At 63.6% G+C, this 25039-nt stretch carries 21 protein-coding genes; 11 read left to right on the forward strand and 10 right to left on the reverse strand.

Translation table 11 applies throughout. The features are described from left to right. The first annotated feature begins 201 nt into the window (after positions 1 to 201). Positions 202 to 1305, forward strand: a complete 1104-nt coding sequence (locus tag AC5E6W_RS07190) for a hypothetical protein (RefSeq protein ID WP_491751593.1) — start codon at positions 202 to 204, stop codon at positions 1303 to 1305. A gap of 181 nt (positions 1306 to 1486) precedes the next feature. On the opposite strand, the gene AC5E6W_RS07195 is transcribed toward AC5E6W_RS07190, so the two are convergent. Continuing rightward, positions 1487 to 4003 carry a protein kinase domain-containing protein gene (locus AC5E6W_RS07195; RefSeq protein WP_491751594.1) on the reverse strand — a complete coding sequence of 839 codons (2517 nt, stop codon included), beginning with the start codon at positions 4001 to 4003 and terminating at the stop codon, positions 1487 to 1489. 282 nt (positions 4004 to 4285) lie between these two features. Here AC5E6W_RS07195 and AC5E6W_RS07200 point away from each other — a divergent pair, with 282 nt between their 5' ends. The 4 genes from AC5E6W_RS07200 (at position 4286) to AC5E6W_RS07215 (ending at position 8148) form a co-directional block, all read left to right on the forward strand. After that, complete coding sequence (locus tag AC5E6W_RS07200; RefSeq protein WP_491751595.1) at positions 4286 to 4657, forward strand: response regulator; 372 nt, start codon at positions 4286 to 4288, stop codon at positions 4655 to 4657. A gap of 142 nt (positions 4658 to 4799) precedes the next feature. After that, positions 4800 to 6905, forward strand: coding sequence for a heme lyase CcmF/NrfE family subunit (locus AC5E6W_RS07205; protein WP_491751760.1), 2106 nt, complete (start codon positions 4800 to 4802; stop codon positions 6903 to 6905). Then, a complete protein-coding gene (locus tag AC5E6W_RS07210; RefSeq protein ID WP_491751596.1) occupies positions 6898 to 7380 on the forward strand; it encodes a cytochrome c-type biogenesis protein CcmH in 483 nt (160 codons plus the stop codon). Before AC5E6W_RS07205 ends, AC5E6W_RS07210 begins: the two co-directional genes overlap by 8 nt. A 60-nt stretch (positions 7381 to 7440) precedes the next feature. Beyond that, a complete protein-coding gene (locus AC5E6W_RS07215; protein ID WP_491751597.1) occupies positions 7441 to 8148 on the forward strand; it encodes a hypothetical protein in 708 nt (235 codons plus the stop codon). 211 nt (positions 8149 to 8359) lie between these two features. Here the strand turns inward: AC5E6W_RS07215 and AC5E6W_RS07220 are convergent, their stop codons facing one another. The 7 genes from AC5E6W_RS07220 to AC5E6W_RS07250 form a co-directional block, all read right to left on the reverse strand. Continuing rightward, positions 8360 to 9271: a tetratricopeptide repeat protein gene (locus AC5E6W_RS07220; protein ID WP_491751598.1), complete on the reverse strand. Its 912-nt coding sequence runs from the start codon at positions 9269 to 9271 to the stop codon at positions 8360 to 8362. 92 nt (positions 9272 to 9363) lie between these two features. Then, positions 9364 to 11262 carry an APC family permease gene (locus AC5E6W_RS07225; protein ID WP_491751599.1) on the reverse strand — a complete coding sequence of 633 codons (1899 nt, stop codon included), beginning with the start codon at positions 11260 to 11262 and terminating at the stop codon, positions 9364 to 9366. A 210-nt stretch (positions 11263 to 11472) separates the two neighbouring features. Then, positions 11473 to 11775 (reverse strand): ATP synthase F0 subunit C, encoded by a 303-nt coding sequence (locus tag AC5E6W_RS07230; RefSeq protein WP_491751600.1) that lies wholly within the window; start codon positions 11773 to 11775, stop codon positions 11473 to 11475. Positions 11776 to 11989: 214 nt separating this feature from the next. Then, complete coding sequence (atpB, locus tag AC5E6W_RS07235; RefSeq protein WP_491751601.1) at positions 11990 to 12721, reverse strand: F0F1 ATP synthase subunit A; 732 nt, start codon at positions 12719 to 12721, stop codon at positions 11990 to 11992. 75 nt (positions 12722 to 12796) lie between these two features. Next, positions 12797 to 13225 (reverse strand): hypothetical protein, encoded by a 429-nt coding sequence (locus AC5E6W_RS07240; RefSeq protein ID WP_491751602.1) that lies wholly within the window; start codon positions 13223 to 13225, stop codon positions 12797 to 12799. After that, positions 13222 to 13470, reverse strand: a complete 249-nt coding sequence (locus AC5E6W_RS07245; protein ID WP_491751761.1) for an AtpZ/AtpI family protein — start codon at positions 13468 to 13470, stop codon at positions 13222 to 13224. Before AC5E6W_RS07245 ends, AC5E6W_RS07240 begins: the two co-directional genes overlap by 4 nt. 156 nt (positions 13471 to 13626) lie before the next feature. Beyond that, positions 13627 to 14628, reverse strand: coding sequence for an SDR family NAD(P)-dependent oxidoreductase (locus tag AC5E6W_RS07250; protein ID WP_491751603.1), 1002 nt, complete (start codon positions 14626 to 14628; stop codon positions 13627 to 13629). A gap of 159 nt (positions 14629 to 14787) precedes the next feature. On the opposite strand from AC5E6W_RS07250, the gene AC5E6W_RS07255 reads away from it, so the two are divergent. Together AC5E6W_RS07255 and AC5E6W_RS07260 are read left to right on the forward strand one after the other, a co-directional pair. Next, positions 14788 to 15390, forward strand: a complete 603-nt coding sequence (locus AC5E6W_RS07255) for a TetR/AcrR family transcriptional regulator (RefSeq protein ID WP_491751604.1) — start codon at positions 14788 to 14790, stop codon at positions 15388 to 15390. A 367-nt stretch (positions 15391 to 15757) separates the two neighbouring features. Then, complete coding sequence (locus tag AC5E6W_RS07260) at positions 15758 to 17785, forward strand: lysine--tRNA ligase (protein WP_491751605.1); 2028 nt, start codon at positions 15758 to 15760, stop codon at positions 17783 to 17785. Positions 17786 to 17955: 170 nt separating this feature from the next. Here the strand turns inward: AC5E6W_RS07260 and AC5E6W_RS07265 are convergent, their stop codons facing one another. Further along, a complete protein-coding gene (locus AC5E6W_RS07265; RefSeq protein WP_491751606.1) occupies positions 17956 to 18843 on the reverse strand; it encodes a beta-1,6-N-acetylglucosaminyltransferase in 888 nt (295 codons plus the stop codon). Beyond that, positions 18821 to 19897, reverse strand: a complete 1077-nt coding sequence (locus AC5E6W_RS07270) for an aminotransferase-like domain-containing protein (protein ID WP_491751607.1) — start codon at positions 19895 to 19897, stop codon at positions 18821 to 18823. Before AC5E6W_RS07270 ends, AC5E6W_RS07265 begins: the two co-directional genes overlap by 23 nt. 112 nt (positions 19898 to 20009) lie before the next feature. Here AC5E6W_RS07270 and AC5E6W_RS07275 point away from each other — a divergent pair, with 112 nt between their 5' ends. The 4 genes from AC5E6W_RS07275 to AC5E6W_RS07290 are packed head-to-tail and all read left to right on the forward strand — an operon-like array spanning position 20010 to position 25037. Continuing rightward, a complete protein-coding gene (locus tag AC5E6W_RS07275; RefSeq protein WP_491751608.1) occupies positions 20010 to 20816 on the forward strand; it encodes a TIGR00282 family metallophosphoesterase in 807 nt (268 codons plus the stop codon). Between the two features lie 60 nt (positions 20817 to 20876). Next, the gene (locus tag AC5E6W_RS07280; RefSeq protein ID WP_491751609.1) at positions 20877 to 22364 is read left to right on the forward strand and encodes an FAD-linked oxidase C-terminal domain-containing protein; all 1488 of its coding nucleotides are present in this window, start codon (positions 20877 to 20879) and stop codon (positions 22362 to 22364) included. Next, entirely contained in the window at positions 22364 to 23611 is a 1248-nt protein-coding gene (locus AC5E6W_RS07285; protein WP_491751610.1) for an FAD-binding oxidoreductase, read from the forward strand. The genes AC5E6W_RS07280 and AC5E6W_RS07285 overlap by 1 nt, the downstream gene beginning before the upstream one ends. 1 nt (position 23612) lies before the next feature. Continuing rightward, positions 23613 to 25037, forward strand: coding sequence for a (Fe-S)-binding protein (locus tag AC5E6W_RS07290; RefSeq protein WP_491751611.1), 1425 nt, complete (start codon positions 23613 to 23615; stop codon positions 25035 to 25037). Positions 25038 to 25039 lie beyond the last annotated feature (2 nt).

Raw genomic sequence — 25039 nt, forward strand, 5'->3', positions numbered from 1 at the left:
TCTGAACCAAAATTGCGCTTCTCCCGGAATGGCATCCCATTCCAGAGATTCAATCCATCCACCCCCGCAACCGGGTCCAACCGTCTGTGTTCCATTAACCGGGCGGATGCCTGTCTCTAGATGCGAATGCTGCCACGCCGCCCGCGCCGTACCCTTCTACAAGGGTGTCTCTCGCCCAGACGATCTGCACCGGAGGCCATCGTGAAGCCGTCGCTCGTTCCCGCCGCCGTTCTCCTCTGCGCCATGCCGCTCTATTCCCAGAGCGTAGGCACCTCGCATCCCGAACAGCTCGACGACCCCGTCACCACGCAGTCGGCAACGCCCCCACCCGCGAAGCCCTCGCCCGACATTCCGATGTACCAGTCGCAGAACTACCCCAACGGCGAGGTGCAGAACTACCAGCCCGCGCCAGCGACCCCTCAGGCCGACCATTATGTGAAGCCGCGCCACGATAGCGACTCGTCCTACGTTCCCTACAACGGGACGGCCAGCGCGGCGTCGAGCAGGAGCGTCGTGCACCAGCCTGTCTCCGCCCTCCCGCTGAACGAGCAACTCGCCGATCAGCCGTCAGGCGTCACGTACGATCGCGCCAACGACCCGCAGTTCGCACGTCACGACGACGATGTCTATCGTCCCTACAACCCCTCGCCCTCCACGGCTGCGGTTCACCACGACAACTACGCGGTCACCGACGATCCGACCAGCGGCGTGGTCATGGACGTTCCCACCTCGCCCAACCAGATTCCTCAATCCACGCTCCTGCGCGCCCGCCTCGTGACCACGCTCTCCACGCGGACAACCAGGGCTGGCGATCAGTTCACCGCGATCCTTGCCGGCGACGTCGTACGCAACGGCCGCGTCCTCCTGCCCTACGGCAGCACCGTGCATGGACGCGTGACGTCAGCCCATGGCGGACACGGCATCTCCAGCGCGGCCGTGCTGCGGCTCGAAGCCACGTCCATCTCCCTGCCCGACGGCACCAGCTATCCGCTCATGGCCGAGGTCGTCGACATCTACAACGTCCCCAACGCCCACGTCACATCCGAAGGTTCCATCAAGGACAACGCCGTGAACCGCACGCAGGCCGCCGTCCTCGGCGGCGCCACCGGCGGCGGAGCCATCGCCGGTGCGTTGGTCGGCGGAGGTGTTGGAGCCGTCGTCGGTGCGACCATCGGCGCAGGCGTTGGCACGGTCCTCTACCTGCGCCGCGATCGCGAGCAGATCCTCCCCGCCCGCAGCGAGCTGATCTTCGCGCTCGACACTCCGCTCAACCTGGCTGCCGCGCCGAACAACGGCGCCTTCTAGCCACCTTCCCACAACGGAAACACGAAAACGGGGAACCCAATGGGTTCCCCGTTTCCCTTTCCGATGTCCAGGGATTCGGCCAGAAAGCCTCCCCGCTAACGGGCGCAGCCCACCGATGCGCAACGCTCCACCGGAGGAAGCGAAGCGACCGACCGCTCACTGCGCGTCCCGCGCCGCTGCGTTACCGCACCTGCGCCAGCAGTCGCTTCCAGTTCTTCTGGTTCTTCTTGAAACTCTTCTTCAGGTCTTCAAGGATCCGCTGAAAGTCTGCATTCTCCGCCATCACGCGCCACGCCGGATTCTTGCTGAACCATGGGTAATTCTCATTACCCAGGTAGATCGCCCGCCGCAGCCAGTGCAGCGCCTCGCTCTCGTCGCCCTCGACCGCAAAGTACGTAGCCAGCCGATAGGCCATCTCGCTATCAGCCTCGGCCGCGGCCAGCGTGTCCTCGGTGATGAACTCCAGCGCCCGCTTGCGATCGCCCAGCTGCACGTAGCACAGCGCAATCGTCGGAAACACGATGCGCAGCGTCTGGTCGTCCTGGATCACCTTCTCCAGCGTCTCCACGGCCTTCGCGAGATTTCCTTCGCGCATCTGCTGATAGCCGCGAGAGATCCGTAGCAGCGGCTGCCGCGGCTCCAGCGTCAGCCCCTTCTCGATCTCATCCGCCGCCAGCTCCAGCTGGTTCTGATACTGGTACACCCGCGCCCGGTGATTGTAGATATTCGGTGCATTGGAGGGGTTCAGCCGCAGTGACTGGCTGAACTGGTCCAGTGCCTCCTCGTACATGCCGTCAATGCGCAGCGTCAGCGCGGCGACGAAGTGCACGTTCCAGTCGTTGCCGGCCTCCTGCAGTAGGCGCTCGATGCCATGGCGAGCGCTCTCTTTCTCGCCGCGACTGAGCAGCATATACACGCGGTAGAGATTCGCCTCTACCGAGCCCGGATCGTACTGCAGCGCCTTGTCGAACGCGCGCCGTGCCTCCAGCACATACATCTGTCCGCCCAGCCCATGCCGCGCATACTGCAACTGCGTAATTCCCAGGCCTGCCCACGCCGGCGAGTACTCAGGGTCGCGCTTCACCACGCCCTCGAAGATCTGCCGCGCACGGTCCAGTTCCTCGCGATTGCCCGTCCGCGTCATGAACGAGGACAGCAGCGCGCGCGCCTGCAGGTAGTCCTCGGAGATATCCACGCTCAGCGAACTCTGGCGCTGCTCGCCCACGCCGCCGCCCAATCCTCCCGGGATCAGCGTGCCGCCGCGCAGGTCCGCATAGACCTCGTCCGAGATCTCTTTCTGCACCGCGATCAGGTCGAACGATGCGACGTTGATCGACCCACCCGTCCGCACATTATTGCCCTTCACATCCACCATCTGCCAGTTCAGGTCGAAGCCCTTATCGGACTTGAGGAAGCTGCCCGCGAGCACGAAATCCACCAGCAGTTTGCGGCCCACGCTCAGGGGGTCCAGTTGCTTCCGGTCGAGGTTCAACAGCGTGCTCGAAGGCCGCACCACCAGCTGTGGCACCTTCGCCAGCCGCGCACCCAGCGCATCCGCCAGCGCAAAGCCGTAGAACGGCGTCTCCTCGCTCCCTCCAAGATTGAGGAACGGAAGCACCACCAGCGTCTGCGCTCCGGAGTTCTCTTCGCCCGGCGTGTCGAGGAACCGCTCCGCCAGCATCGACAGAATCCCGGTCGTCCGCTTCCCTTCCTCCGGGGTCTCCATGTCGAACCGCTGCTGCACCGGCATGGAGATCGCGCCCTCGCCCGGCATCACCATGGAGTCGAAGTTCCGCGACTTCAGGATCGTCTTTAGCCCCTCGCGCACCTCACTGGCCGAGCCATACCGCTCCGACGGCTGCTTCGCCAGGCACCGCAGGATCACGCTCTCCAGCTCCGTGGGAACATCCGGCACGATCTCCTTCAGAGACGGAGGCTCGGCAAACTGAATTGCCCGGATTGACTGCAGCTCCTGCGCGTCCGGCCGGTGGAACGGGTGCCGTCCGCTCACCATCTCGTAAAGAATCAGCCCCAGCGCGAAGATGTCGCTCTGCACGCTGGATTGCCCCGTCACGAACTGCTCTGGCGCCATGTAGGCAATCGTGCCCCCGCGCGCCGTGTAGGTTGCACCCGGCGGAATCGTCAGCGGCTGGCCCGCCAGCGCCGGATCGAAATCATACGAAAGATCTTCCTGCGGCTGCAGCTTCTCGCGCTTCAGCTGTCGCGCCAGGCCGAAGTCCAGGATCTTGATCAGGCCGCCATCCGTCAGCATCACGTTGGCCGGCTTCAGGTCGCGATGGAAGATGCCCAGCCCATGCGCCGCCGCCAGACCGTCCGCAATCTGCATCCCGCTCGAAAGCACCAGCTGCAGGTTCGCCGGTCCCTCGGCGATCACCTTGTCCAGGCTCTTGCCCGGGACATACTGCATGACAATGTAGGCTTCGTTCCCGCCATCCTCCGCCGTCGTCTCGCCTACCTCATAGATCGAGCACACGTTAGGGTGGTCGATGGCACTGGCCAGGCGGGCTTCGCGGAGCTGCGTCGTTCGCACCTGCTCAGGCGTCTGCTGCCCGCGCTTGAGCAGCTTCAGCACCACCGGCCGCTGCAGTAGGGTGTCATTGGCAAGAAACACCACACCGCTTCCGCCGGAACCGATCTTGCGCAGGATCTCGTACTGCTTGATAACGCGGCGCTTCATCTCCCACCATTATCGCAAGCGGCGGTCGCGAAATCGTTGCATCCCATGTGGAAGACGAACCATCGTGACTCTCAAAACCCCAACGCCCCTCCTTCCCACTTCCGTGCAGGATCATGATTACCAGAAAGTGGCATCCGATCAGGCAGCGTATCGCTACACTACTGGCATCGAAGGATACTCAGTCCCGAATATGCATCGAACCCGAAGAGCCCTACCGTCCCGCCGATGACAATCAGCTTAGTCGCACTTTCGAGCCCCAAAGGAAACACTGGCCCCGCCCGCATGCCCGCTACGATTCTCCTCATCGATGACAACGCCGTGCAGGCTGCTACACGGCAGACGATTCTCAAGCGCGCTGGTTATTTCGTGATCGCCGTCCTCTCCCCGGAGCGCGCGCTCGAGCAGATCCGCAATCAGGACTACCCCGACAAGATCAGCCTCATCATCACCGACCACGTCATGCCAGGCATGAATGGCAACGAGTTCGTCCGCAAGCTCCGCGAATTCGATCCCACAATTCCCGTACTGGTCATCAGCGGCATGGTCGAAGCCGAAGACGAGTACCAGGGCCTCAATGTACTGTTCCGCCTCAAGCCCTTGCTTCCCGACAACTTACTCGCCAGCGTCAATCGCCTCGTCGACGGCGACGCCTAGCCGAGCCCGGCTCATCCCCGCTCCATTCCCTTCGCCTACCCGTTGTGACTCAGGTTTCCCCCTCGCGGTGACCTGCCTCACAACGGGTGTCTGTCGTTCTCTGAGACAATGAGTCTCGAGGGAACGGCAACGCATGCATCCCATGCCATATTTCGGTAGCGCGGCGATTCTCATCGCGCTCGGTCTGTCTGCTTACTCACTGTTGGCCGGCGCCCTGGCGTTGTTCGCCATCGCCAAAAACCGCCCGCTGGCCATTGCGCCCGAGCGCCTCCGCGAGAGCTCGCGCCGCGCCGGCATCATGACCTTCATCTGCATCTCCTGCGCGGCCTTCGCGCTGGTGTGGGCAGCCTTCACCAACGACTACTCCGTCGACTACATCCTGCACCACACCAACCGCGCGCTGCCCTGGTACTACAAGTTCTCCGCGCTCTGGTCCGGTCAGGAAGGCTCGCTCGTCCTGTGGGCCTGGCTGCTCTCGGCCTATGGCTTCGTCCTGCGCCTGCGCCACAAGACCGACGTCACGCTGCACGCCTATGCCTCGACGATCCTCGCCGGCATCCAGATCTTCTTCTTCTCGCTGCTGGCCTTCGCCGCGCCCCCGTTCGCCTTCGCGCCCGGCCCGCTACAGGCCGATGGCTTCGGCCTGAACCCGCTGCTCCAGTATCCGGAGATGGTCATCCATCCCCCCATGCTGTACCTCGGCTACGTGGGCTTCAGCGTTCCCTTCGCCTTCGCTCTCGGCGCGCTCATGATGCGCTACCCCGGCGAGAAGTGGATCCACATCACCCGCCGCTGGACCATGGTCACCTGGCTCTTCCTCACCTGCGGCATCTGCCTCGGCATGCACTGGGCCTATGCCGTGCTGGGCTGGGGCGGCTACTGGGGTTGGGACCCGGTCGAGAACGCCTCGCTGCTTCCCTGGCTCGCCGGAACCGCCTTCCTGCACTCCGTCATGATGCAGGAGAAGCGCGGCATGTTGAAGACCTGGAACATGTGGCTGATCTTCATCACGTTCATGCTCTCCATCCTCGGAACGCTGCTCACGCGCTCCGGCCTGGTCAGCTCGGTCCACGCCTTCGCGCAGAGCTCCATCGGCTCCTGGTTCAGCTGGTTCCTCGTCCTCACCTTCGCTGTCTGCCTGTTCACGTTCGTCCTGCAGCGTGACCACCTCAAGACCGAGAACCACCTTGAAAGCTTCGTGAGTCGCGAAGCCAGCTTCCTGCTCAACAACTGGATCCTGCTCCTCTCCTGCTTCGTGGTCCTCTGGGGAACGCTCTTTCCCGTCATCAGCGAGTACGTGCAGGGCTCCAAGGTCACGGTCGGCCCGCCGTACTACAACCGCGTGATGGTGCCCATCGGCCTGATCCTCATCTTCCTCACCGGCGTCGGACCTCTGCTCGCGTGGCGCGCGACCTCGATGAAGGCCATCCGCCGCAACTTCGTCCTTCCCTGCATCGCCGTCGTCGCGACGGCCATCATCCTCATCGCCGCCGGGGTTCACCCCTGGCAGGATGAGTCCGCCCAGGCCAGCATCTACTCCCTCGTCTGCATGTCGCTCTCTGCCGGCGTCATCACCGCCATCTTCGCCGAGTTCCTGCGCGGCGCCGCAGTCCTCCACCAGCAGACCGGCCGCAACCTCTTCAGCTCCGCCATCCTGCTGACTCGCCGCAATACCCGCCGCTACGGCGGATACATCATCCACTTCGGCATCGTAATCATGTTCATCGGACTGGCCGGCTCGGCCTTCAACCAGTCCAAGGAAATGGAGATGAGCTTCGGCGACTCCGTCCAGATCGGGTCCTGGAAGCTGATCTGCAAGTCCTTCTCGCAGGACACCAATCCGAACTACGACACCAGCTACGCCCTGATGGACGTCTACCACAACGGCAAGTTCGTCACCCGCCTCACGCCCGAGCGCCGCTTCTACGCCGCCAGCCAGCAGCCTTCCACCATGGTCGCCATCCACTCCACCCTCGCCCGCGACATCTACGTCGTCTACGAAGGCCAGAACCCCGACACCCAGCGCCCCATCCTCAAGGTCTTCCTCAATCCGCTGGTGAACTGGATCTGGCTCGGCGTCCTGATCGTCATCGTCGGCACCGGCATTGCGCTGGTTCCACCCCTAAACCCCACCAAGACCCGCCTCACCGCGTCCGAAGAGAAGCTTGCCGCCGAACACGCCGCGAGAGCCGCGGCCTACGCCTCAAAATCCGCTCTGGAGGCGGAGCCAGGGGCGAATCATGCGTAAGCCCTGGCAGCGCGTTCTTGGAGTCCTCATCGCTGCTGTCTTCGCCTTCACCATGCTGGGCGCGGGCGACGAGACCACCCGCCTCGATCACATCGGCCACCAGCTCGTCTGCCAGTGCGGCTGCGGGCAGATCCTCTCGGAGTGCAATCACGTCGGCTGCCCCGTCTCCGGCCCCATGCTGCAGGAGCTCCGCACCCAGATCGACCTCGGCAATCCCGACAAGGCGATCCTCGACTCCTTCATGGCCAAATACGGCCCCATCGTGCTCGCCTCACCCGTACGCGGCGGCTTCGATAACGTAGCTTGGATCGTCCCTTGGATTCTGGCCATAGGTGGCTTAGTAGTAATCGTTTTCGTCTTACGCTATTGGTATAGTCGGCACCATCAGCTTGCTCAAGCCAATGAACTTCCAGCCCCAGCAACTGATGAGCTCCGGAACCGCATCCGCCAGGAAACCACGGACGACATCGACTAGGCGGAACGGTATCTTTTACTTTCCAACCCTCTCCCCGGGAACGGTACACGACCGGATCCCATGACAAGACTCGAACTTCTTCGCATCGTCGTAGGCCGTGCACGCGCCAATGGTTTCGAGTTCCGGCGCTGGTACGTCACACGTCTTGGGCTTCCGTGGATCAGTACGGACGCAGCCCTTACCGCACTCGACGCACAGCGCCGCTACTATTCGCTGCTGTTCAGCCATGAGTTCGCCCGCTCCTTCTGGAAGCCCGGCGAAGAGATCACCTTCACCATCGCCGCGCGCAGCTTCGACCGCATCATGCCCGATGGTTCCGTCGCGCAGGTCAGCCGCAAGCCCTACATCCGCCGCAGCGCCCGCCGCGACGCCTGGCGCTATCACCTCCAGCAGATGGCCCTCGCCGAGGAGCCACTCCGCTACATCCGTAAGTACATGCACGTCGCGGATGACATGGAGGAGGAGATGATGCCGGATCTGCCCTTGCTCACGTCACTGGACACGCCAGACCTGCTCGAAGCGTTCACGCATGAGGACCACGAGGTTGTGGCAGCCGCTCCCCGGCTCACTGTCGTTCCCCAGAGAGAAGGCCACTCTGCCGACTCACGCTCCGAAGCCACCCAGAAGGACCGCAAACCCGTGCATACTGCCCCCAAATTGCAGGCTGCCCACGCCAAGTCTCTGCACAGCGAACGCTCCAAGACAGCCCCGCGTCCCCTGCCGACAGACCTTCCGGCTTTTCTCCGGCGGCCTCCGCAAGCCCGCTAGAACATTTTCCCTGTGGGTGTAGTCCAGGGACTTGAGTCCGATGGAGGCTGGCATAGACGGCATGGCACGAATGGATGCCGAGGCCGCACCAATGCGGGCCAGGGCCGGCGACGAAGAAGGCACGAACGGCAGGTCACGACTTCAGCCGTGACAAAATGCCCCGAGAAACAAAGGAGCTTCAGCCCCTGAGGGCAATCCAAGCAAGCGCCCGTCAGCCCTTGCCCGACATCTCCTTCAGCGCCCGCTCAGCGGCCTTTTTCGTCTTCGGGATGGGGTCGTGTGCCAGCGTAGCCTTGTACTCGGTCTGCGCCTCGTCCAGCTTGCCCAGCTTGCGAGCAGCCTCCGCCAGCGCAAAGTGGGCTTCTGGATCCTCAGCTTCGGTCGCGACCGCGTCCCTGGCGCGCAGATACGCTCCACGGAAATTGCCACCTCCGCTGTAGAACGACGCAACCTGCAGGTCCTCCGCGACGCGCTCGTCCGCAGTCTGGGGTTTAGCCGCAGGAGCCTCGCGCTTGGACCGTCGCGAAGCCGCCCGCGCCCGGGCAGCGGCCTCATCGGCCTCATACGGATCGGTCGTCTCCTGGTTCGGCCCCAGGTCCTTCATCGCATCCGGATCGTTCGACGAGCTTGACGACGAGCTCGAACTCGACTCGCCTGAGCTTCCCGCATCCCGCAGCGGCCCAGCATTTTGATTTTGACTTTGCGGAGCATTGCCGCTTGGAGCCGGCGTGTCCGGCGTCTCGCCCGGAAACGGAAACCGCTTCGATGCCGGCAAGTTAGGATTGCCCGCATTGGGATTGCCCGAACCACCCGTATCGCCCCCTTGCACACCAGAAGTCTGAGCCCCAGACGACGGCGCACCCTGATCCGGAGCGGTCGACCCCGTCGACTCCCCCGGGTATGGAAACTTCTGCGCCGCATTCTTCGAGGCTGGCGTATCCGGCCGAGGCGTCGACGAAGGATTCGCACACTCCGGCAGACTGATCGTCTTGCCGTTCTCGTCCGTCATCGTGCAGCTCATATGCATGCCAGGCTGCTGAGACTGCTGCGCCGGAGCCTGCGCCAGACACACGGCCCCACTGACCGCAAATGCGGCCCCAAACGTCCAGACACGACGATGCATCAATCCCTGCATATTTGGTTAGACGAGACGAATCGTCCCGAGGGTCAACTGGATCGAAATCCTGCGCCCGCAATCTTGCCGACCGCAGTTCCTTACAGGTACCACGGGATATTGACCACCACGATCCGCTGATTTCCCTTCAGCAGCAGCAGCAACTTCAGCAGCTGCACGCGCTGATTGTGCAGCAAATTCTCCCACCAGTGGCGAACCACCAGCTCCGGCAGCAGGACCGCAATCTTCCGCCCCGGATTTTCGTCCTCCAGCTTCAGGACGTAGTCCATCAGCGGTGAGAGAATCGTCCGGAAGTTCGACTTCACCGTCACCAGCTCAGGCTCCTGCATGCTGTGTTCGCGGATCGGCTTCAGCACCATCTCGTCCCACACCAGCCCCAGGGCGTCGGCGTCGTCCGAGTCCACATGCACCACCTTCACGATGGGACTCATGAGCAGGCCAAACCGCATCGCCTTCTCCGTGATCTTGTCCCAGCGCGCCATCGGGATCACCACAATCGGCTGCTCCAGTCCGGTCAGCCGCAGCGGTGTCGGGTCCTCGGTCTCGCGCTTCACGCGCACATAGTGCTTCCGCACCGCATGCATGGTGAGGATCAGCACCGGGATCAGCAGCGTAGTCACCCACGCACCGTACATGAACTTCGTCACCAGGATCACGATCAGCGTGATACCCGTCGCGACCGACCCCAGGCCATTGATCGCCATCTTCAGGTGCCGGTGCGGCGCATCCATCGTCTTGTGCCAGTGCCGCACCATGCCCGCCTGCGACAGCGTAAACGCCAGGAACGCGCCCATCGCATACAGCGGAATCAGGCGGTCGGTCACGCCGTCGAACAGGATCAGGATCAGCGCCGTGAAGCCCGTCAGCGCATAGATGCCATGCGAGAACAGCAACCGTCGACCCTTGAGCAGGAACACGTGCGGCAGGTAGTCCTTCGCCGCGATCGCGCGCGCCATGCGCGGAAAGTCCGCAAACGCCGTGTTCGCGCTGAAGCTCAACGCCGCCAGCACGCTACCCATGGTCAGCAGGTAGAACCAGCCACGGCCGAACACCGCCGCAACCTCAATCGACAGCACGCTCTGGTAGTTGCTGGCGTTGGAATCCATCGCCGTCACGCCATACGCCTTAGCAACATACGCCAGGCCGAACAGCAGCACGATCAGGATGGAGATGATGATCGTCAGCGTGCGGTTCGCGAGCACGCTGCGCGGCTCCTTGAACGCCGTCACGCCGTTCGACACAGCTTCCACGCCGGTCATCGCCGCGCAACCATTCGAGAACGCCTTCATGATGCAGAAGACCAGCAGCCATCCGGAGAGGTGCTCGATCTTGCTCATGTCCGCCGGCGGAGGAGCCGACAGTGGAATCGGGTGCCCATGCGACTTCCAGATATCCCAGAAACCCACGCCTACCGTGTACAGCAGCGTGCCCACAAACAGGATCGTCGGCAGCATGAACGCGAAGCCCGACTCGCGGACGCCGCGCATGTTCACGCCCGCAATGACCACCAGGATCACCAGGCACAGGATCAGCTGATGGTTGTGCAGGTCTTCGCCGAAGCGCGTTCCCTGCCCCGCCGAGACCAGCGCCGTGACGCCGGCGGAGATACCCACCGCAGCCGTCAGGATGTAGTCGATCATCAGCGCCGCGGCCGCCAGCAGACCAGCCTGGTCGCCCAGGTTCTCGCTCGCAACCGTAAACGAGCCGCCACCATTCGGATACGCCACGATGGTCTGGCGATAGCTGAAGTACAGGATGACCAGCAGCGCCAGGATGAACGAGAAGATCGGCATCAGGAAGTGCTGAACGCCGAAGTACCCCAGCGGCACCAGCAGCGCCATGGCCGATTCCGGGCCGTAAGCCGCGCTCGTCAGGCCATCAAGGCCGAAGATGGGAACACCGGCGGCCACGCCGATGTGCTCCGCATGCTGCTCACTGCTAGCCAGCGGCTTGCCAAACAAAACGTCAAAAAGACTCATGCGAGAAGCATTCCCTCAAACCGCGCCCCGGAGGCGCACCGATAAACATCCTACGCCAGTCTGTCAAAACGTCGATACGTCTTGCGATCCGAGGGGGCTTCTCTGTGGATTCCTCGAACAGACAGTAGCTCCGTGCTGGACGACGGCACAAAAGAGCCCCCGCGAATGCGGAGGCTCTCTCGCCAATCGTCTCGAAAGACGTCGCCAGGTTTATGCGTGCACCTTCAGGAAGATGATGACGAAGGTAAACAGCGCCAGCGACTCGATGAAGGCCAGGCCGAGAATGAGGAAGATGAAGATGCCAGGACGCGCGCCCGGATTCCGCGCGAGAGCCTCGGTAGCCGAAGCCGTCGCCTTACCCTGACCCAGACCGCAGAGACCAGCCGCGAGGGCCATACCCAGACCGGCAGCCAGAGGAACCCACTGGGCAGCGGCATCGCCACCCTGACCGAACGCCGGAACCGCGATCAACAGAGCGGCCAGCGACATGAACAGATATTGCAACTTACGCATTGTGACTCCATGCTCCCGTAGTCTTCGCCTTCCAGTGGGTGGTTGAGGCTCACCGTGCTGGCCCCCTCACGCTCGAAGGCGGGGTACACACCGCGGAAGGGAGCACCCTCCGCGAGATCTTGAACTGCTAGGGAATAGTGAGGAAGTGAATAGTGAATAAGGCTAAAGCCCCTCGTTTTTCTTCACTATTCACTACTTCACTATTCACTGAACCTTAGTGGTCGTGCGATACCGCCATCGACAGGTAAATGCACGCCAGCAGGAAGAACACATACGCCTGGATCACCGCCACGCCAAGGTGGAGGCCCAGGAACACCAGCGGAATGCCCACCGGGATCAGCGAGAAGAACGCGAGCGTCAACAGGTCGCCCGCGAACATATTCGCGTAAAGTCGCACCGTCAGCGAGAGCACGCGCGCAAAGTGCGAGATGATCTCGATCGGCAGCATCAGCCAGCTGATCCACCACACCGGCCCCAGGAACTGCTTGATGTAGCCGAAGCCGTTCACGCGGATGCCATGGTAGTGGTAGTAGAGGAACACCGAGATCGCGAGACCCAGCGGCACCACCACATCAGCGGTCGGCGATTCGAAGCCCGGGACGAGGCCCAGCAGGTTCGAGAACAGGATGAACAGCACCAGCGCCGTCAGGAAGCCCGCAAAGCGCTCATGCCCGTGGCCGATGATCTGCGACGACTGATCGTCCACAAACTCTGTGGTCAGCTCCGCCAGGTGCTGCGCAGCGCCCGGCTTCTCCACGTTCAGCGTCAGCCGCACGACAAGGAAGTACACCAGCAGCGCGGCGAAGATCAGCAGCTCCATCGCGAAGGTGTTGTTGATGGGCGCATGGGGGTTCGCCGGGGTCACATGCACCGCGCGGAGCAACGCATCCACCGGGCCGGCGAAGACTTGATTCAGTGCCTTGGTCAAAAACAATGGGTTCGACATATCAGTCCGCTCTGGCAGGACTCGAAGCCCTTCCGCCGCCGCACGCGAACGCCGGGCGGGCAGCCGAAGCCAACCTCACACCGTCCACGCCTTGACCAGCCGGAGAGCCTCGATGACTAGCGCAAACACACCCAGCGCCAATCCTGCGGCGAGCGCGTACACACTTCCATCCAGATACCTAAGGCTAACATACAGAGCAACCACGCTCAGCCCCAGCGTGAGGAAGAAACCCATCAGCACCGGAGCCATCGGACGTACCGGAGCTGGTGCAACGCCATCCGCCGGAACTTCCATCCGCGCCAGCGTCGCGACCATCAGCCGCAGCCACTTCCACAAGCTCGCCGCCGAGATCGCCGCCCCCACCAGGAACAGCACCGCCGTCTGCCAGCCCAGCTTCCAAGCCAGCAGCGGAGCCGCAATCGCCACCATCACCGCCAGCAGCCGCAACGCCTTCACAATCGTGCGCGTCGCATCCGCGTCCGTAAACTGCGCCAACGGAATCATTTCTCTTCCTGCTTCAAAAATCTCCGGGCCGTCGTGATGATCTGCACAAACCCCGCCGCCGCGCCCAGCAAAATCCCCACCACCTGCATCCACGTGGTGTGGAAGTGCTTGTCCAGCAGATCGCCCAGGCCCCACCCGACCAGGCACCCCAGCGGCAGCGCGATCGCCAGCTGCAGCATCGCTTCGGCCTTCACCAGGTCCTTCAGCACGCCGCCCTGCTTGTTGTTGTCGCCGTCGTCCGCCACGTGAACCAAACTACCACCACCAGATCTGGAAGTACCCTCGCACCTCCCAGACCTGTCACCTCGCACCTCGACAGCAGACGTTCTTCCCACGTTGCCGCACCAACGCAAAAGGGCACGGCATTCGCCGCGCCCCCCTGCGTTCTTCTCGAAGAGCCGTTAGAACCTTTCGCCCACCAGCTCCTCGCTCTTCGCCCACAGCGCTGCAGCCTTCGCCGGATCGAGCGCATAGTCATACACGCCCTCGCCCAGCCCCATGATCTGCGTCGTGCTCGGAACCACCGGGCTCACATGGCAGTCCTCGCAGTAGCGTCCGCCAACCTCGTTCGCATCCGCCACCGCACCCGCCCACACGGACGTCGCCGCGCCCTGCGGGATCGTCTTCATCTCGTAGGGTCCAAGACCTGCCTCGGCACGCTGCTGGTTGATCTGTGCAATCCGTTGCTCGACCCACCCCGGGGCTAGGTGACGATCCAGCTCAGTCTGAATCCCTCCCGGATGCACCGCCGTCGCACGCACGCCGCGCGCCTTGTGCCGCCGGTCGAACTCCACCGCAAACTGGATGTTCGCCGTCTTCGACCGCCCATACCCCAGCCACGGGTCGTAGGCCGTCTTCTCGAAGTTGATATCGTCCAGGTCCGGCTGGCCAAACCGATGCCCCGCCGACGACAGGCTCACCACGCGCGATCCCGGCCGCAGCAGCGGCGCGATCTTGTTGATCAGCAGGAAATGCCCCAGGTGGTTCGTCCCGAACTGTGTCTCGACCCCATCCACGGTCTTGCCGAACGGCGTCGCCATCACACCCGCGTTCGCAATCACCACGTCGAAGAACTGCCCATCATGCAGCAGCGCATCCGCACACGCCCGCACGCTCTTCAGGCTGGCCAGATCCAGCTCGACCAGCTCCAGCGAACCTCCGCCGGCCGCAGCCGCTTCCCGGACACCCGCGGTCGCCGCTTCAGCCTTCTTCAAATCGCGCGCCGCTCCCACCACGTGCGCTCCGTGCGCCACCAGCGCCCGCGCGGTCTCGACGCCCAGCCCGGCCGAAACACCGGTCACCAGCACGCGCTTGCCGTCCAGCCGAACCCCCTCCAGCACCTCCTCCGTGGTCGACTTGTTGCCAAACTTCTTCCCGATTGCGTTTTCCATCGCGATTGCCATCTGACTTTCCTCCTTGCGAAGGTCGTTCCCGGCGGGCCTGCTCGCTTGCGGCCGCTTGACTCCGGGAGCTGCACCCCGTAAAACGGAGACATCCTCCGCTAAGGGATACTATAAGCGGAGACTCCCTCCGCTTGCAAGCGGAGTCACGCCCTTTTCACCATGCCCAACCCCAAACCCACCCCCTCCGAACCTCCCGCCGCCCCCCGCAAGCTTCGCGTCGACGCCCAGCGCAATCGCGACCGCATCCTCGCCGTGGCCCGCGAAGCCTTCACCCGCTCCGGCGGCGATATCGCCAGCGTCTCCCTCGACGACATCGCGAAGCAGGCCGGAATCGGCCCCGGAACCCTCTACCGCCACTTCGCCAACCGCGACGAGCTCCTCGAAGCCGTCTACAGGGCTGGCCTTGAAGGCCTGGCCGAGGCAGCGACCATCTTCTCCACCACGCTCCCGCCCGAGGAAGCCCTCCGCCGCTGGATGCTCCTCTTCATCGACTACATCGAGACCAAGAAGATCATCGCGCCCGCGCTCAACAACCTCGCCGGCGGCCCCGCCCGCGTCTTCGCGCAATCCGGCCAGCTCATCTACGGCGCCATCGACCTGCTCACGACCCAGGCCATCGCTCACGGCATCATGCGCAGGAACGTGAAGGGCGCGGATCTCATCAAGGCCCTTGTCGGAGTCTCCTACCTCGCCAACACCCCCGACTGGCGCGAGACCGCCGAACGCCTCGTCGACATCCTCCTCCTCGGCTCCCGCCCGTAGCGGCCGGCCGTCTCTCCTTCGACTCTTGAACTCGCACGAATCCGGGTGCCCCACATCTCGCTTCTGAGATGTGGGTTCGCAGGAATGCTGGCGGAAGCTCCCAACTCCACGCGCCGCACACGTCCCCTTCGGTTGTCATTCCCCAAGGGGCTCCGCGTCCGCACCTCCGCCTCTTGCCTCTCTTGTTGTCATTCCCGCAGGGAATCTGCTGTTCCGCGTCCGGCCCCTGCACGAACGGCAGGTCATGGCTTCAGCCATGACATCAGCGCCAGCCCCACACACCCGGCTTTAGCCGCTGAGGGACCCAACCCGCCGCTATACTCAAAGATCGAAGACCCTCCAGAAATCCGCCAAGCGAGACCCCGTTTTGCCCCAGTTCGACTCCAAGTTTGAAGAGAAGCTCTTTGCCGAGCGTCAGGAAAAGCTGACTCGCATCGCCGACATCGTGCGCACCGCAAACCCGGCTGCCACCGAGCTCGAAGCGAAGTACCCCAACAGCTTCCCATTCACCCACACCCTCACCAAGAGCATCGACGGCATCCCCGAGCTGCTGCCCCTCGGCAAGCACGCGGATGGAACCGACAAGACCGCCGAAGAGCTCGCCGCCGAGAACATCGCCGCGGCCATCACCGGCCGCGTCATGGCGCATCGCCAGCAAGGCAAGGCCGGCTTCGCGGTGCTGCAGCAGAACGGCACCCGCCTCCAGATCTATGTCCGCAAGGACGACGTCGGCGAACCCCTCTTCGATCTCTACAAGCTCCTCGACCTTGGCGACATCGTCGGCGTGCGCGGCACCCTCATGCGCACCCGCACCGGCGAGCTCACCCTCCACGCCCGCCCCATCGACCTCCAGCTCAACCAGCCCGCGCTCGTCCTGCTCACCAAGTCCATGCTCGCCCTGCCGGACAAGTACTCCGGCCTGGAAGACATCGAGACCCGCTACCGCCGCCGCTACGTCGACCTCATCATGAACTCCGGCGCCTCTACAGGTGTGTCATCTCGACCGAAGTCGGAGCAAAGCGGAGACGCAGCGGAGAGACCTGCTTCCCAGCCCGCCACAGAAAACGTACAACACACAACGGACAACGTAGAACCGCTCCTCAACGTCCGCCAGACCTTCGTCAAACGCGCCGCCATCCTCCGCGCCATCCGCACCTTCTTCGACACCCGCGGCTACCTCGAAGTCGAAACCCCCATGCTCCAGCCCGTCGCTGGCGGAGCAACCGCGCGCCCCTTCACCACGCACCACAACGCGCTGGACATGCCGCTCTACCTGCGCATCGCGCCCGAGCTCTACCTCAAGCGCCTCGTCGTCGGCGGCCTCGACCGCGTCTACGAGATCAATCGCAACTTCCGCAACGAAGGCGTCAGCCCCCGCCACAACCCCGAGTTCACCATGCTCGAGTTCTACCAGGCCTACGCGAACTACCACGACCTGATGGACCTCACCAAGTCACTCATCACGTTCGTCGCCAAGGAAGTCAACGGCACCACCGTCGCCAAGTTCCCCCTACCCCAAGGCCCCCGCGCCGGCGAGTGGGTCGAGATCGACCTTGCCAACTGGCAGAAGCTCTCGATGCGCGACGCCATCATCAAGTTCTGGGATCTCGCGCTAGGAGCCGTTCCAGACCACGAAGACTTCAGAGATTATGAGGCTGTTGAATATCTTCTCGGAAGATCGCTGGCCCATCTGGATGACGTCATAAAGCCGCTCAAAAAGGATCAGCAGAGCTATAGCAACATTGCGGAGATGCCCCCGGTAAAGCGGGGCGACGAGTGGGCGTTTCCCGCCGTAATCAAGGAACTGAGCGCGGTCGCCGATACCCGGACGTATTCCGACGAACCCTCGATCCTCCATCGTCTATATAAATTGCGGACCAGTTTGGTAGATGCCCTGACCAACTGCTCGAAACTCACTTACGGTAAGTCGATAGCTGGGTTATTCGAAGCCCTCGCTGAAGAGCATCTCATCCAGCCCACGATCATCTACGACTTCCCTCTCGCCGTCTCCCCGCTCTCCAAGGTCAAGCCCGACGAGCCCGAATGGACCGAGCGCTTCGAGTTCTACATCGGTGGCTTCGAGGTCGGCAACGCCTTCTCCGAGCTCAATGATCCGGTCGACCAGGAAGGCCGCTTCAACGACCAGCTCGCCCAAAAAGCCGCCGGTGACGACGAAGCCATGGGCGAGATGGACTCCGACTACGTCCGCGCCCTCGCCTACGGCCTGCCCCCGACCGCCGGCGAAGGCATCGGCATCGACCGGCTGACCATGATCCTCACCGGTTCCCGCTCCATCCGCGACGTCATCCTCTTCCCCCTCATGCGCTCCCAGGCCAAGACCAACCTCGAGAAGGAAGAAGAAACCGAAGAAGCCCACGGCGAGTCAGCGGAGTAGGTACCCCCCCTTTTGCGCAAAGTCTTCGATCGAGAGACTTTAGGTCCGGACTTCAGAAAAATGGACCGAAAGCCCAGTGTTTGTCTGTAAAGTCTTGATGGCACAGGGGTAGAGTCCACGATGGGTACCGGACGAAATGGGCGATAGCGATGGGCCACCCGGCATCGCGATCAGCCCAGCAGCTCGCGGTCTACGCGGTCGAGGAGCGCCGCGCTCATCTCCGGATGCATCTTCCGCGCGAACAAACACACCGACTCCCGCAGCCGCTCAAAATCTTCCTCATCCAGCGTCCGCGGAGGCTTCGGATTCGGCCGCTCCCAATCGATGTAGTGGATCGCTGTGCCGTCGATCTTCTCGCGAAACGGTGAGTTCGCCAGCATCGTCTGGATCATCGCCTCATCCGGAATGAACACGAACCGGAAGTACCTCTCCAGCGCGGGATGCGAGCTCCGATAGCGGTCGATCCACACGAGCGCATCGTGCGACAACACCCACCATTGCGACCCGCCATGCGGTTCCCAGCCCTTGTAGAACCGTCGTCGCAGCGGGATGTGCAGCGTGCGGCTGCGGAAGTTCAAGGTCCAGTGCAGCACCCGAGCCATAGCCTGAAACGGCCCACCCTGCGCCGTCCAGCGATTGGGCTTGTCCAGCGGAAACGCCTCCACGAACTCCGCTCCCGCATGCTGGGCGAAGAACGCCGCAATCTCCGCAGCCGGCTTGATGGGATAGTCCTGCCCGGAGAGCAACACCGCATAGTCGAACGGCTTGCCACTCGCCAGCACCGTGGAGATGCAGACGAACGCGGCCTCCATGATGCCGTACGTTCCCCAGTAGCAGCGCCTGCGCGGCGCAAGCAGCACATCCTCGACCGTCGCCGCATAAGCCGCCAGCTCATCGAAGACACTGGCGTCGGCGCGCGCGTCGATATGCACGACGAACACGCTCGCCGAGGTCCGCAGCCGCTCTATGCTACGAACGATCTGGCGCGGATGCGCGTGTCCGAGGATCAGGTAGGCGAGCTGCAGTGTCGTCTCCTTAGGCTGTCCGAATCGCCTCAACCACCCGCCGCACGCCTTCGAGCGCGGTTTCGCGCTCGACCTCGCCGCCCAGGCCCAACCGTATCGCGCAGGAAGACTTAACCCCGGGAGGCGTAAAGCCCTCTGCAGGACTGACCATCACACCGCGCTCCAGACAAAGCCGCGCGGCCTCCACTCCGTTGAGCCCCTCATGCAGACAGACCCAGAGGTGCCAGGCGTGCTCCGCTCCGGGTTGCGCAGCCTCACCCAACAGCTCGCGCGCCGCAGCGTTACGCTCCTTGCCTTCGGCGAGCTTGGCGTCCACGCTGCGCTGCCAGGCGCCATCCTCGATCATCGCCATCGCAGCCAGGTTGTGTGCGAGCGACGTACCCGTGGTGGTGTTCTTGAGCACCCCCTCGATGTTGCCCGCGAAGCGCTCCGGCACAACCAGGAAGCCGGTGCGGGTCTGCGGAGCGATGCTCTTGCTCAGGCCGCGCACGTAAAAGGTCCGCTCCGGCGCGAGCTCGCACAAGCTCGGCGGAGCGTTGGGCGCCATGTAGCCATAGGCATCGTCCTCAATGATGAGGATGTCGTGGCGGCGGGTGATCTCCACGATGGCCTCCCGGCGCGCCAGCGACATCACACAGCCCAGCGGATTATGCACGGTAGGCATCAGAAAGACGGCTCGCACATCGGCGTTGCGGCAGCGTTCGTCGAGCGACTCCGGCCGCACGCCCTCCGCGTCATAGGCGCAGCCGTCCAGCGTCGCGTGCAGCATGCGCGCCTGATCGATGATGCCGGTGTACGTCACGCGCTCGACCGCGATCTCCTTGCCGCCCAGGTCCGCGGCCAGCAGCGACATCAGCGACCCGTGATGGCCTCCGCAGGTAAGCCACGTGCGCGAGGCATCGGCGCCAAGCCAGCGCGCGGCACGCTCGCGCAGGCGGGCATCGGCGCCGCGGAAGCTGGGGCGCATCTCGACGGGATCGTCGACGTGCAGCGAGCGGACGGCGCGCTCCAGGTAGGCCTGCCACTCCGCACCCTGCCCGGGCAGCAGAGGAAAGTTCCAGGCTAAATCGATAGGGCGGTCGAGCATGCAAAGAGCATAGCTTGCGATCCTGCGGATTCGCTCCGCGGATTCCGGGAGAATCGTTCCCAGCAGCCGGCAACGACCTCCAACCCACACCCAGGCGCGTTAAACTCGGAGGGTGAATATTCTCTTCGTCGGCGACGTCTTTGGCTCCGCCGGCCGGCACATCGTTCGCGAGCACCTTCCCCATGTCGTCGAATCCAACCAGGTCGACCTCCTCGTCATCAATGGCGAGAACGCCGCCGGTGGCTTCGGCATCACGCCTTCCATCGCGGAGGAGCTCTTCGACCTGGGCGCGCAGGTGATCACCACCGGCAATCACATCTGGGATAAGCGCGAGATCTTCGACTACATGACCGTCCCCGCGGACTCGCACGGCCGTGGCCGCCGCCTGCTGCGGCCCGCGAACTACTCCTCCTCCACGCCGGGATTTGGGCTCTACGAAGGCGAGCTGCCGACGGGCGAGAAGTACGCCGTGATGAACATGCAGGGGCGCGTCTTCATGAACAGCTGCGACGATCCGTTCCGCAAGGCGGATGAGCTGCTGATGCAGATCGAGAAGAACTCCGGCGCGAAGGTCATTCTGCTGGACTTCCACGCCGAGGCGACGAGCGAGAAGGCCGCGCTGGGCTGGTACCTCGATGGCCGCGTGACCGCCGTGCTGGGCACGCACACCCACGTGCCCACCGCAGACGATCGCATTCTGCCCCAGGGCACCGCGTACCAGACTGACGTAGGCATGAGCGGGCCCTTCGACTCGGTGATCGGCGTCGAGGTGGAGCTTGTGCTCAAGCGCTTCCTCACGGGTATGCCCGGCAAGTTCGAAGCCGCCAAGGGCAACCCGAAGATGTGCGCTACGCTGATCTCGTGCGATGGAGCAACAGGGCGCGCTTACCACACGCAACGCTTCCTGCTCGGCGAATAAGCGGCGGTTGGATACACTGAGCTCCCCTTGGATTCTCTAGATTCTCTGGACTCGTCTTCCATGAGCGAACCGAACCCGGCACCGAACAACCTGACACCGGCGGCACTCGCTGAATTGCGCGCGGCTGTAGGTCCGCATGGTCTCATCGCAGAGCAGAACCAGCTGCAGACCTATGAGTGCGACGGTCTCACCAACTTCCGCACCCTGCCCGGCGCGGTGGTACTGCCGCGTACCACGGTGGAGGTTGCGGCCATCGTTCGCATCTGTGCGCAGCATGCCGTGCCCTTTGTGGCGCGCGGCGCGGGCACAGGGCTCAGCGGCGGTGCGCTGCCCACGGAGAACTGCGTTGTCATCGGCCTCTCGCGCATGAACAGGATTCTTGCGCTCGATCTCGACAATGCGCGGGTGCACGTTGAGGTGGGCGTCACCAATACAGGCGTCACCAATGCCGTGAAGGCTGCGGGCTTTTTCTATGCGCCAGACCCTTCCTCACAGACCGTCTGCACCATCGGAGGTAATCTTGCCGAGAACGCTGGCGGAGCGCATTGCCTGAAGTATGGATTCACCGTGACGCATGTGCTGGGCTGCGAGGTGGTGCTTCCCTCGGGTGAGGCGATGTGGTTCGGCTCCCAACACGGCGTCGTCGACGCGCCGGGGTATGACCTCGCGGGCGTATTCATCGGGTCGGAAGGAACGCTGGGCGTCGCGACCCGTGCGGTGCTGCGCGTGGTGCGCAAGCCTGAAGCGGTGCAGACGCTGCTTGCAGCCTTCGACAGCGTCAACGGCGCGGCGCAGACCGTCAGCGACATCATCGCCAGCGGCATGCTGCCCAGCGCGATGGAGTTGATGGACCGGACATCGATCTTCGCGGCAGAGGCCGCTGTCCATGCGGGCTATCCCGATTGCGAGGCGTTGTTGCTGGTGGAGCTCGATGGGCCCACTGCTGAAGTGAATGCGCAGATGATCCAGGTGCGCGAGCTCTGCACGAAGAACGGCGCGTGGGAACAGCGTCTCGCGCAGACCGATGCCGAGCGCGCGCTGGTGTGGAAAGGCCGCAAGGCTGCCTTCGCCGCGATGGGCCGCGTCTCGCCGAACTACATCGTGCAGGACGGCGTGATCCCTCGCACCGCCCTTCCGCGCGTGCTCGCGCGCATGGCCGAGATGAGCGCAGAGACTGGCCTGCGCATCGCCAACGTGTTTCACGCGGGTGATGGCAACCTGCATCCGATGGTTCTCTATGACCGCACCATCGAAGGCGAAGAGGACCGGGCGTTGATCCTCAGTTACGACATCCTGCGGCTCTGCGTCGATGCCGGTGGTTCCATCACCGGCGAGCACGGCGTGGGCCGCGAGAAGCAGTGTGTGATGAGCTACCAGTTTCACGAGCCCGACCTTGCCACCATGCAGCGCGTGCGCCGCGCCTTCGATCCGCAGAACATCGCCAATCCCGAGAAGCTCTTCCCCACGCCGCGGCTGTGCGGAGAGCGCCGCCACGGAGCGTACATCCCTCATCCCGTCGAAGCTGCGGGCATCGCGGAGGTGTTTTGATGCCCGACGTTCGTTCGCTGGTGGAAGGACCGGTGCTTCAGGAGTTCATCGCGCTGCTTGGCGAAGGCAACGTGCGTGAGTTGGGCACGAACCTCGCGGTCTTCCCTGCCGATACGGAGCAGGTATCAGCAGTGATGAAGGTATGCTCGGCGAACAAGCTCATCGTGCGTCCCGTAGGCTCTGCAACCAAGCCCTGGGGCAGGCATGTGGACGCGCACGTGCTGCTGCACACCAAGCGCATTGAGGGAGTGCGCGACCACAGCTGGGGCGATCTCACCGCAACGATCGCGGCAGGCACAACCTGGCAGCAGATGCAGGAGGTGCTCGCGCAACATGGGCAACGTGTAGCGCTTGATCCGCTGCATCCAGGCTTCGCGACCGTAGGCGGTGTGCTTGCGACCAACGACAGCGGCCTGCTCCGCATGCGCTATGGCTCGCTGCGCGACCTGGTGCTGGGCATGACCATCGTGCTCGCGGATGGGACCATCGCACGCACCGGCGGCAAGGTTGTGAAGAACGTCGCGGGCTATGATCTGCCCAAGCTGCTGACCGGAAGCTTTGGCACGCTCGGCATCATCACGGAAGCGACGTTCCGTCTGCATGGGCTGCAGCCGCATACAAAGGCGTTCACGATTGAATCACCGGAGATTGCGCCGCTCGCGGATCTGATGAGTGCCGTGCTGAAGCATGGACTCTCGGCGGAGCGGATGCAGCTGCGAAACGGCTCCTTGGCGTTTGCACTGGATGTTGAGCTGGCTTCGCTGCCGGAGGTGCTGGTGGCACAGGAGACGAAGCTGCATGATCTGGCCGGGCCGCTGTCCATGGCAACGGCGGCTCCGGACGTCTTCGCAGCGCGCGACCGGCTCTTCGAGCACAGGGGGGCGACCACGTTGAAGGTGACGGCGCTCCCTACAAAGCTTGCGGCGCTGGTTGCAGGCTTTGCGCAGCTCAACGCGCTGCCCGATCACACATGCTTCTGCGTGGCGGACCCGGTCGGCATCGTGACCGCACAGATCGTCATTGCCAATGAATACGGGCCGAAGCTTCTGACTGAGCTCGTTGCGGACCTTCGCGAGCGGCTGATGTCGACAGGGGGCACCGTGACGGTGCTTGAAGGTGGAGCGTTGCCGTTCGAGGTCGATCCCTGGGGTCCACCTCCCGCAGCGATCAGCGTCATGCGCGCTATCAAACAGGAGTTTGATCCCGAGCGACTGCTCAACCCCGGCATCTTCGTAGGAGGTATCTAGCTTGGGCACGAATCCCAATCCGCTGGCTCCCCGTGATGCCGTTGGTCTCGCGCCGCAGAGCGTCCTGCAGGAGCTCGTGCAGCTCGGCGGTGCAGCTCATAGCGCGTTCGACTCGCACCACGCGCCTGAGATCGGTTTGATGGACAAGTGCGTGCACTGCGGCTTCTGCCTGCCCGCATGTCCCACGTACGCTCTGTGGAACGAGGAGATGGACTCTCCGCGCGGACGCATCTGGATGATGCGCAAAGGCTCGCTCGGCGAAGCTGCGATTGACGCAAACTTTCAGACGCACATGGACAACTGTCTGGGCTGCATGGCGTGCATGACCGCATGTCCGTCGGGCGTCGAGTACAACAAGCTGATCGAAGACACGCGCGGCCAGGTCGAGCGCCACGCGCCGCGCACGTTCGCCGACCGGCTCTATCGGCAGATGCTCTTCGCGACCTTCCCGCACAAGAACCGTCTCAGAGTGCTTGGCGTTCCACTGGCCATCTATCAGCGCAGCGGGCTGCAGAAGCTGGTGCGCGCGACCGGCTTGCTGAAGCTTCTGCCCAAGCGCCTCTCTGCGATGGAGAACCTGCTGCCGCCGGTGCCGCTGAATCCGTTCCACTCGCTGCCGGCGGATATCGCGGCAAGGACAGCGAAGCGGGGCCGCGTGGGGATGCTCTCCGGCTGCGTGCAGGACGCCTACTTCGCGCATGTGAACGCCGCAACGGCGCGGGTACTCGCTGCAGAAGGGTTTGAGGTGGTCATCCCGCAACAGCAGCAATGCTGCGGCGCACTGCCCATGCACTCGGGACTCGAAGATCAGGCAGCTGTGTATGCCAGGAAGATGATCGAGGTTTTCGAGCTCGCCGGCGTTGACACGATCGTCATCAACTCCGCAGGCTGCGGCAGCACCATGAAGGAGTACGGCCACCTGCTGCGCGACGATCCGCAATGGGCTGCGCGTGCCGCAGCGTTTTCGGCACGGTGCAAGGACATCAGCGAGATCCTTGCAGCGCATGAGCCCGTGAACCCGCGCCATCCGCTGCCGCTGCGCGTTGTGTATCACGACGCCTGCCACCTGCGGCACGCACAGCAGATCTTCGCCGAGCCGCGCAAGGTGCTGTCGCGCATCGCAGGCCTTGAGGTCGTGGAGCTGCCCGAGCCTAACCTCTGCTGTGGCTCAGCAGGCGTCTACAACCTGCTCCATCCCGAGACCGCGGAGCAGCTGGGCGACATGAAGGCGGAGCAGATGTTGAGCGTCAATGTGCAGGCTGTCGTGAGCGCAAACCCCGGCTGCCTGCTGCAGATCATGAGCTCGTTGCGTCGTCGCGGCGCGGCCGAGCTGCCAACGTTCCACATGGTCGAGCTCGTCGATGCATCAATCCGCGGCCTCAGCGTGGAGCAGTTGCTGCATGGCAAGCGGTCGCTGGAAGTCTAGGA

This window comes from Bryocella sp., assembly GCF_058498515.1.